6 protein-coding genes are annotated in these 9230 nt (G+C 63.6%); 3 read left to right on the forward strand and 3 right to left on the reverse strand.

The features are described 5' to 3' along the window. The 3 genes from AC1DSN_RS13400 to AC1DSN_RS13410 form a co-directional block, all read right to left on the reverse strand. The coding region (locus tag AC1DSN_RS13400) for a transposase (protein ID WP_477294031.1) at positions 1–174 on the reverse strand (174 nt) is incomplete at its 3' end. Between the two features lie 107 nt (positions 175–281). Then, positions 282–1310: a LacI family DNA-binding transcriptional regulator gene (locus AC1DSN_RS13405; RefSeq protein ID WP_063573777.1), complete on the reverse strand. Its 1029-nt coding sequence runs from the start codon at positions 1308–1310 to the stop codon at positions 282–284. 64 nt (positions 1311–1374) lie between these two features. Beyond that, a complete protein-coding gene (locus AC1DSN_RS13410; RefSeq protein ID WP_477331092.1) occupies positions 1375–2664 on the reverse strand; it encodes a sugar MFS transporter in 1290 nt (429 codons plus the stop codon). A gap of 396 nt (positions 2665–3060) precedes the next feature. On the opposite strand from AC1DSN_RS13410, the gene AC1DSN_RS13415 reads away from it, so the two are divergent. The 3 genes from AC1DSN_RS13415 to AC1DSN_RS13425 form a co-directional block, all read left to right on the forward strand. Beyond that, positions 3061–4086, forward strand: a complete 1026-nt coding sequence (locus tag AC1DSN_RS13415; protein ID WP_477298388.1) for a glucokinase — start codon at positions 3061–3063, stop codon at positions 4084–4086. A 119-nt stretch (positions 4087–4205) separates the two neighbouring features. After that, positions 4206–6938 (forward strand): TonB-dependent receptor, encoded by a 2733-nt coding sequence (locus AC1DSN_RS13420; protein WP_477331094.1) that lies wholly within the window; start codon positions 4206–4208, stop codon positions 6936–6938. Between the two features lie 147 nt (positions 6939–7085). Beyond that, a partial coding sequence (locus tag AC1DSN_RS13425) for a beta-N-acetylhexosaminidase (protein WP_477331096.1) occupies positions 7086–9230 on the forward strand: 2145 nt, incomplete at its 3' end.

Here is a 9230-nt window from a genome sequence, read left to right on the forward strand (position 1 = left end):
CTCGGGCGTCGGTGGCGGCGTGGCACGCAGCTGCCGCTCCTGCTCGACCCAGCGCCGCAAAGCCGTCGGGCCAAGCCCAAGCAGCCCGCACACGGCAGGCACGGAGCGGTTCTCATCCAGTACTAAACACACCGCCCGGCGCTTGAGCGCCGGGTCGATCGGTCGATATCCCATGATTCACCTCGGTAGGGATTTTGCTCCTACATGGGTGTCCAGGAAAATTAGACCACCGCAAATCGGCTCCTACAAGGCGCTGTCCTCGCCGACAGGATGGGTAAGGTTCACAGCCGCCTCGGCGCCGTCGACCCACGCACCACAAGATCGGGGCTGAAGCCCTCGTTCTCGATGATGTGCTCGTCGCCATCCCGCTCGAGTTCCGCAATGAGACGCTGCGCCGCGTGGCGACCAATCTCTTCGGTGTTCTGCCGCGCGGTAGTCAACGCCGGCCACGACTGCTTGGAGAACGGACTGTCCTCGAAACCGGCGATGGAAAGCTCCCACGGCACATCGACACCGCCTGAGCGTGCCGCCGCAAGAACACCGGCGGCGATCTCGTCGTTCGAACCGAAGATGGCGGTGGGCGGCTCCTTCAGGGCAAGCAACTTGCGCGCGCCGCGGAAGCCATCGTCGAAGGAGTAATCGCCCTCGACCACCAGCTTCTTGTCGACCGGCAGCCCGTATTCGCGCAGCGCGTCCTCGTAGCCCTGATACCGCTCGGGGCTGGAACGATGCTCCTTGCCGCCCCAGAGGAAGCCGATCCGATGGTGACCCAGCTGGATCAGGTGCTCGGTAATCGCGTAGGCGGCATCGCGGTCGTCGACGAAGACACAGGGCCAGCCGTCCTTGGGATCCTGGCGCGCGGAGATGATCCGCACGAAGGGAATTTTGTGTTCGGTCAGCGTCGCCAGCAACTGCGGCTGCTCGGACATGGGCGGGGCGAGCACGAGGCCGGCCAGGCGGTTACGCCGCACCAGGTCGCTCAGTTGCTCGGCCAGCTTGGGCGCCGACGAGTCGCAGGGATGGATCTGCAGGCCGAAGCCACGCTCCCGGCACACCGACAGCACGCCATTCTGCATGGCAATGACGTAGTGGGCGTTGGGGTTGTCATACACCAGGCCCAGCGCGTAAGTCCTGGCGCTGCGCAGGCTGCGCGCCGCCTGGTCGGGCTGGTAGTCGAGTGCATCGATGGCACGCTGCACCTTGTCACGGGTGCGCGCATGAACGGATGGCTCGTGGTTGATGACACGGGAGACGGTCTTGAGTGACACGCCGGCCCGCTCGGCCACGTCCTTGATGGTAGGGCTACGCAATCTCGGACCCTCAATAGCAAGACGGCCATCCTAGCGGATGGCCGTTACGTAGCGAAGGCGGACTTTAGTCCTTGATGTGCTGGCCGACCCGATGGCCGGCGGCGCCGTAGTACAGGATGTACAGGTAGCAGGGGACCATCAGGCAGAGGAACACCGCCTGGAAGTTGTAGCTCTGCTTCAGGTGGGCAAAGGCCACCGGAATGATCGCGCCGCCGGCGATGCCCATGATCAGGAAGGCCGAGCCGAACTCCGTGAGCGCGCCCAGGCCCTTGATCGCCAGCGGGAAGATCGCCGGCCACATCATGGCGTTAGCGAAGCCCAGCGCGGCGACGAAGCCCACCGCGGTGTACCCGGTGGTCATATAGGTGCCGATCGAAAAGATCACGCCGAGGATGGCCGAGAGCGCCAGGTACTTCTGCTGCGAGACGAACTTCGGGATCAGCAGGAGGCCGGCGATGTAACCCAGCAACATCGCGAACAGGGTGTACGAGGTGAAGTGCTTGGTGTCTTCCGGCGTCATGCCAAAACCCTGGCCGTAGGTGCCGATGGCGTCGCCGGCCATCACTTCCACACCCACGTAGACGAACAGGCAGAGCACGCCGAGCCACAGGTGCGGGAAGCTGAAGATGCTGCCCTTGGCATGGCCGATGGCACGCTCGGAATTCGCGCCGGAGGGCTTGATTTCAGGCAGCGAGGAGCGAACCACCCAGATGGCAAGTACGACCAGCAGGCCAGCCATCACCATGTACGGCATGTGCACCTTGGCGGCGAATGCGGCGAGCAGGGCATCCTTCTCGCCCGGTGAACCGGCGGCGGCGATCTGCTTGTCGAAGCTGCCGATATTGCTCATCACCACCGCGCCGAAGACGAAGGGCGCGAGTGCACCGGCCACCTTGTTGCAAATGCCCATGAAGGCAATGCGCTGCGCCGCGCTGTCGATCGGGCCGAGGATGGAGATGTAAGGATTAGAGGCCGTCTGCAGCAGCGAAAGGCCAGCACCGATGACGAACAGGCCGGTCAGCGCACCCGGATAGACGCGCATGGTGACGAACTGGCCGAACAACACGGCACCGATCGCCATGACGAACAGACCCAGACCCATGCCTTTCTTCATGCCGGTCTTCTTCAGGATGAAAGACGAGGGCAGGGCAAGGAAGAAATACGACAGGTAGAACGCCATCGGAACCAGGAAGGCCCCGACATCGTCCAGATTGAAAGCGAGCTTCACGAAGGTGATCAGCGGGCCATTGAGCCAGGTGACGAAGCCGAATATGAAGAACAGGACGCCGATGATGATCATCGGTACCAGACTGGATTGCCGTGTCTCTTCGACGCCGACCGCGGTGGATGACATGGGTGCTTCCCCTCGTGTTGTTTTCGGTATCCGTGCGGCGGCACCGCCGGATACGCCCCGATTTGTCGCCTTTATTGACTCGTGTGCGTAACGTTGTCAATTGGCTTTTTACGCCACCCCACCCAGCGCACCCCCGTTTGTGACTTTCGATGTCGCGGCGCGTCAAACCGCTGATCGCCCATGCATTCCCCATGCCGCAGGCCGCACCAGGCGGCGAATCGACGAAGAAGACGAGCCACTGCAAACGTTTCCTGCTGCGGCGCAGGATGGAATGGTGGATGTCCTAGCCATTTGTCCTGTTGACAACGTTGTCATTTGACTCACAGACTCCGCTCAAATCAGGGGCGTCACAGAAAGTTCATGTGACGACGAACGAAAAGTCATAAGGGGCGGGGCGTGGGCGAATCGGCCAAACAACGGGAAATCGTGCGTGCTTCGCGTTCCGGGGCGTTCATCGCCGCCGACGTGGGCGGGACGCATGCCCGTATCGGTCTGGTGCGTCGCGCCGCCGGTTCCACCGCCATCGACGTGCTTCGTTACGAGCGTTACGCCTGCGCCGACTGGCCGAGCCTGACCGCCGTCCTGCAGGACTTCGTCGGCCGGTTGGATGGCCAGCACCACATCGAACATTGCGCCGTCGCCAGTGCGGGCTATGTGCTCGGCGACGCCATCGTCAACGAGAACCTGCCCTGGCCGGTCTCGATCGGCGATATCCGCGACAGCCTCGGACTGCTCGGTCTGGCCGTGGTCAACGACTTCGAAGCCGTCGCCTACGCCTGCCAGTTCCTCGAGAACCACCAGACCACGCCGATCATCGAAACCGCCGCCGCACCGGCCGTGGGTCCGATCCTCGTCATGGGGCCGGGCACGGGTCTGGGTTCCGCTGTCCTCCTGCCGGGTTCGCCGCACGCCACCGTGCTGCCGACCGAAGCCGGCCAGATTTCCCTCGCGCCGGGTAACGAGCGCGAGGTCGCGATCCTCGGCGAACTCGCCCGCGGCCGCGACTACGTTTCCTACGAGACGGCCCTGTCGGGTCCGGGTCTTGTCCATCTTTATGAAGCCATTTCGACGCTGCGCGGCACCCCCGCGACGCTGACCGAACCTGCCGCCGTCACACGCGCCGCGCTCGACGGGAACGATCCCGCCGCCGTGGAAGCACTGGACGTTTTCTGCGGCCTGCTCGGCAGTTTCGTCGGCGATCTCGCCCTTCTCTACGGCGCCCGCGGTGGCGTGTTCCTTGCGGGCGGCATCCTGCCCCAGGTTCGCGACCGCCTCCTCGCCAGCAGCTTCGCCACCAGGTTCTTCAACAAGGGCGTTATGCGCGCCTTTCTCCAGCAAGTACCGGTACGTCTGATGGACCACGGACAGTTGGGTGTGATCGGTGCCGCCGGTCTCTACCTGCACGGTTCGAACGCTCACTGAAGAGCGGGAAAGGAACGCAGGCTCAGTACAACAACCGGGTCGAAAGACCCTTCGATAGCAACGAAGCATGACGCGGCCGCGAAACCCGTCACTGCTACATCCTCTGAGGGGAGGACACCATGTCGCATCGTAGAAACCTGCTGACGGCGAGCATCATCGCCGGACTCTGTTGTTTCACCGGATACGCCGCCGCGCAAGACGCGACGCCGCCGCCGGCAAAGCCGCAGACTGCCCAGGAAAAAGCTGACGCCGCCAAGGCAGCCCAGCTCGAGGGCATCACCGTTACCGGCATCCGCGCCAGTCTCGAGAAGTCTCTCGACACCAAGCGCAATGCCGACGCCATCGTCGAAGCGGTCACCGCCGAAGACATCGGCAAGTTCCCGAACACCAACGTCGCCGAAGCGATGACGCAGATCCCGGGCGTCACGATCGACCGTCAGTTCGGCCAGGGCGACCGCGTATCCATCGACGGTACCGACCCCAGCCTCAACCTTACCTTCCTCAACGGCCAGCCGATCTCGCAGACGCCGTGGCAGTACGGTGCACAGCCGAACCGTGGTTTCGACTTCACCATGCTCGCGCCGGAAATCATCGGCCGCCTGGAAATCTACAAGTCGCCCGAAGCGCGCCTGACCGAAGGCAGCCTCGGCGGTACGGTGCTGCTGCATACGCTGGAACCGCTCGACCTGCCGGCCAACACGGTGCGCGGTTCGTTCGGCCTGAACTACAACGACCAGGGCAGTGGCGGCTCGCGTCCCACCGCGTCGGCGTTGTACAGCTGGAAGAACACGTCCAACACCTTTGGCGTGATCGCTTCGGCACAGCATTACGAAGAAAAGATCGACCGCCAGGGCCTGGAAATCTTCAGCTACAGCCCGGTTTCCAAGTGGGCAGCGAGCCCGGCCGTCGCCGCGGGCATCGCCAATGGTTCGCTCAACCCGAACGCGAAGGTGCCCGACGAGGTCAACTCCGCCTGGTTCCAGCAGAACCGCAAGCGTGACACCGCGACCCTCGGTTTCCAGCTGAAGCCGGTGGATAACTGGAACGTCGATTTCAACAGCCTGTTCATCCGCGAGAACTTCGACAACTGGAACCAGTCGATGTACCCGTTCACGGGTAACGCGCCAGGCAACGTGACGAGCTTCACCCAGGGCCCGAATGGCGTCGTCACCGGCGGCCATGTCTGCGGTAACGACAATGCGGGTTGCCCGGCCATCGGCCCGACGCTGATGGACAGCAACGTCCGCAAGTCCGTGGTCCGCACGTCGGCGTTCGACCTGAAGTCGAGCTACGACGGCGACGGCTGGAAACTCGGTGGCGCAGCCGGCTACAGCAAGGCTCGCAACGACGATATCTCGCAGGCCGTGATCGAGCCGCAGTACGCGGGCGGCTACACCTGGGACATCAACCACGGCTTCAACTTCGACAGCCCGGCAGCGGCGAAGAACCCGGCCAACTGGCACATGGGTGACGCGGACGGCCTCGGTGGCTGGCCCGGCAACTACGGTGATTACAGCGCGAATTCGCGTGACACCTACGCCCAGCTCGACTTCAGCAAGTACTTCGACAACTTCTTCAACGAGCTCCAGGTCGGCTACCGCTGGAACCGTCACGAAGAGGGCATGAACGCGCACGTCTACGGCGGCAATGGTCCGACCTCGCTCGCCGACCTCGGCACCGACGGCCTGACCAACGTTCTCGGCAGCGTGGGTGGCTGGGACGGTTCCTCGCAGCACGTCAGTGCCGATCCCAATGCGCAGTACGCCTGGGTTCGCGCGACCAACGGCGGTAACGAGGATCCGGGTACGTTCCTCAACGGCACGTACAAGCTCATCGAGAAGACCAACGCCGCCTACGCACAGCTGAACTTCGCCGGTGGCGGTTTCCACGGCAACCTGGGCATGCGTTACGTCGACACCAAGACCGACGGCTTCGGCTACAACTACTCGGGTGCACCGGTGCTTCCCGCTCCGGCCGGCAGCTACCAGAAAGCGTCGCAGACCAGCAAGAACTGGCTGCCGTCGCTCAACGTGGCCTATGACCTGACCGACGACATCATCCTGCGTGCCGCGGCCGCCAAGGTCATCGCCCGCGCGCCGTACAACATGCAGGTCAACAACCTGTTCCTCAACGACACGGTCCTGACCGGTTCGGGCGGAACCCCGGACCTCAAGCCGTACAAGTCGAAGAACTTCTCGCTTTCCGGCGAATGGTACTTCGCACCGCAGTCCTACTTTGCGATCACCGGCTTCTACAAGAAGATCGACGATTACGTCTTCCAGGACGTGGTGCAGGAGCAGCACTTCAACTCGGCGACCTCCACCGATCCCGTCCAGTTCGCCAAGGAGCTCGCAGCGGGCCTCTGCACGGCTGATGGCTTCTGCACCTACGACATCTCCCGCCCGGTCAACGTCGGCTCCGGCAAGGTCAGGGGTGGCAACGCCAGCTTCCAGCAGGCCTTCTGGGATACCGGTTTCGGCGTCACGGCGAACTACACGTACGCCAAGGGCACGCTCGATTCGGGTGGCCAGCTGCCGTACAACTCGAAGAATGCGTACTCCATCAGCCCGTACTACGAGTTCGGCGCGTTCAGTGCCCGCATCAACTACAACTGGCGTAGCGCGTACCTCGCCGGTGGCTACGTGGCCGGTGYGCCGCCCGCAACCACCGAGGCATACGCCGATCTCGGCGCGACGATCGGCTGGAAGTTCAACAAGCAGATCTCGGTGACGCTCTCGGGCATGAACCTCGCCAACGAACAGTACAAGCAGTACATCGGCACGAAGGACTTGCCGGTTGCGAAGTACACCACCGGTCGCCGTTACATGGCTTCGGTGCACTTCGACCTCTGATAAAGCGTCATGGATACGCGGCCACGGAAGGCCGCAAACCCCTCGAAGCTTCATTCCCCACGGGCCCGACTACTCATTATCGGGCCCGCTTTTTTTTGTGCGTTTCCGGCACAATCGGGCGGTTGCCCGAATTCACAGGAGCTATCGATGCGCCGAACTCTCTTCCTCGCCATGGCCTTTGGCCTTACCGCTTGCGCCAGCCAGCCGAGGCACGAAACCGGGCCCGTCGATAACGTGCCGCTCTCACTCATTCCACAGCCTGCTTCGCTCCAGCGCCTGCCGGGGCACTTCAGGCTCGATACTTCGACCACCATCGTCGTCCCGGCAGGTAACGCCGCGGCTAAGAAAGTCGCCACGCAGCTGCAGGGCTGGATACGCCAGGCGCGTGGCACGGAGATCGCCATCGCCGAGGGCAAGCCGCGCGACGGAGCGATCGTCCTGCTTACCGACACGACGACCAAGGGTCGCGAGGCGTATACGCTCGACGTGAACAGCAATGGCGTGCGGATCGCCGCGAACGATGAAACCGGCCTGTTCTACGGAGCGGTGACCTACTGGCAGCTGCTGACCGATCCGGCATCGCAGAATGGCGTGCCCGCCGTGCACATCGTCGACGCGCCGCGTTTCGCCTGGCGCGGCCTGATGCTCGACTCCGCCCGTCACTTCCAGTCGGTCACCGAGATCGAGCACCTGCTCGACCAGATGGCCCTGCACAAGCTCAACACCTTCCACTGGCATCTCACCGATGACCAGGGCTGGCGCCTGCAGATACTCAAGTATCCGAAGCTGACGGAGGTCGGTGCCTGCCGCAAGCCGGTGGGTCCGGACGTCGCCCTCACCGGGGACCCGGAACGCCCGTACTGCGGCTTCTACACGCAGGACGAGGCGAAACAGATCGTCGCCTATGCCGCAGAGCGACACATCACCGTGGTGCCGGAGATCGAAATGCCGGGACATGCGCAGGCGGCCGTCGCGGCGTACCCGCAGTTCGGCGCCGGCAGCAAGAAGCTCGGCGTCTCGACGGACTGGGGCGTCAATACGGCGCTATTCAACGTGGACGATGGCACCTTCACCTTCCTGCAGAACGTGCTCGACGAAGTGATGGCGATCTTCCCGTCGACCTATATCCATGTCGGTGGCGACGAAGCTGCCAAGGACGAATGGGAACATTCGAAAGCGGTCCAGGCGAAGATGAAATCGCTCGGCATCGACAACGAGGAGAAGCTGCAGGGCTGGTTCGTCGAACGTATCGGCAACTATCTCGACCAGCACGGACGTCGGATCATTGGCTGGGACGAGATCCTCGACGGCAAGGTGCCGGCGAGTGCGACGGTGATGTCCTGGCGCGGTACCAAGGGCGCGATCAAGGCGGCCAACGCAGGGCACGACGTGGTGATGGCACCCTCGCCGACGCTCTACCTGGACCGCCTGCAGTCCACCCTTCCCGACGAGCAGCCGGGTAGCCCTCAGGTGCAGACGCTGAAGAACGTGTACGACTTCGATCCGGTGCCGTCGGATATCGCCGCGGACAAGGCGAGCCACGTGCTCGGCGCGCAGGCCACGGTGTTCACCGAGTACCTGCCGAACTGGTATCGCACGCAGCACGCCGTTTTCCCGCGCATTGCCGCGCTCGCCGAGCGGACATGGTCACCCCAGGCGGACTGGAACAGCTTCGTGGCGCGCATGCCCGCTGAGATGTCGCGTTACCGTGCCGCGGGCATCGTGCCTGCCGATGGCGCGTATGCCGTGGCCATCGCCACGGCGGCCGCGGATAACGACAAGGCGAAGGTCACGCTGTCCACCCAGAATGGCTACGGCACGATCCGATACACCACGGATGGTTCAGCCCCGACCGCTCAGTCCACGGCCTATACGGCGCCCTTCGACGTACCGCTGCCGACGACGATCCGCGCGAATGCCTTCGACAACAGCTTCGCCCTCGCTGGCCCGCGCGACGAAACCGTCGACGCGAAGTCACTCCTGCGGCGCAGCAGCGACCAGCTCGATACCTGTGGCGACAAGCTCGTCCTGCGCATCGAGTCGCCGGACGCGGTGAATGGTGCGCGACCGGTGTACAAGGTCGACATCATGAACACCTGCTGGGTGTGGAAGGGCGTGAAACTCGACGGTCGCTATGGCGTTGACGTATCCGTGGACCGCCTGCCGTACAACTACGCGCTGTGGAAGGACACGGTGGGCATCGTTTCACGCAAGGCCCGCTCGCGTGCCGGCGAGATCGAGGTGCACCAGGATTCGTGCGACGGCCCGAAGATCTCGACCATCGCGCTGGAC

Source organism: Luteibacter sp. P4_D7_3, assembly GCF_056401735.1.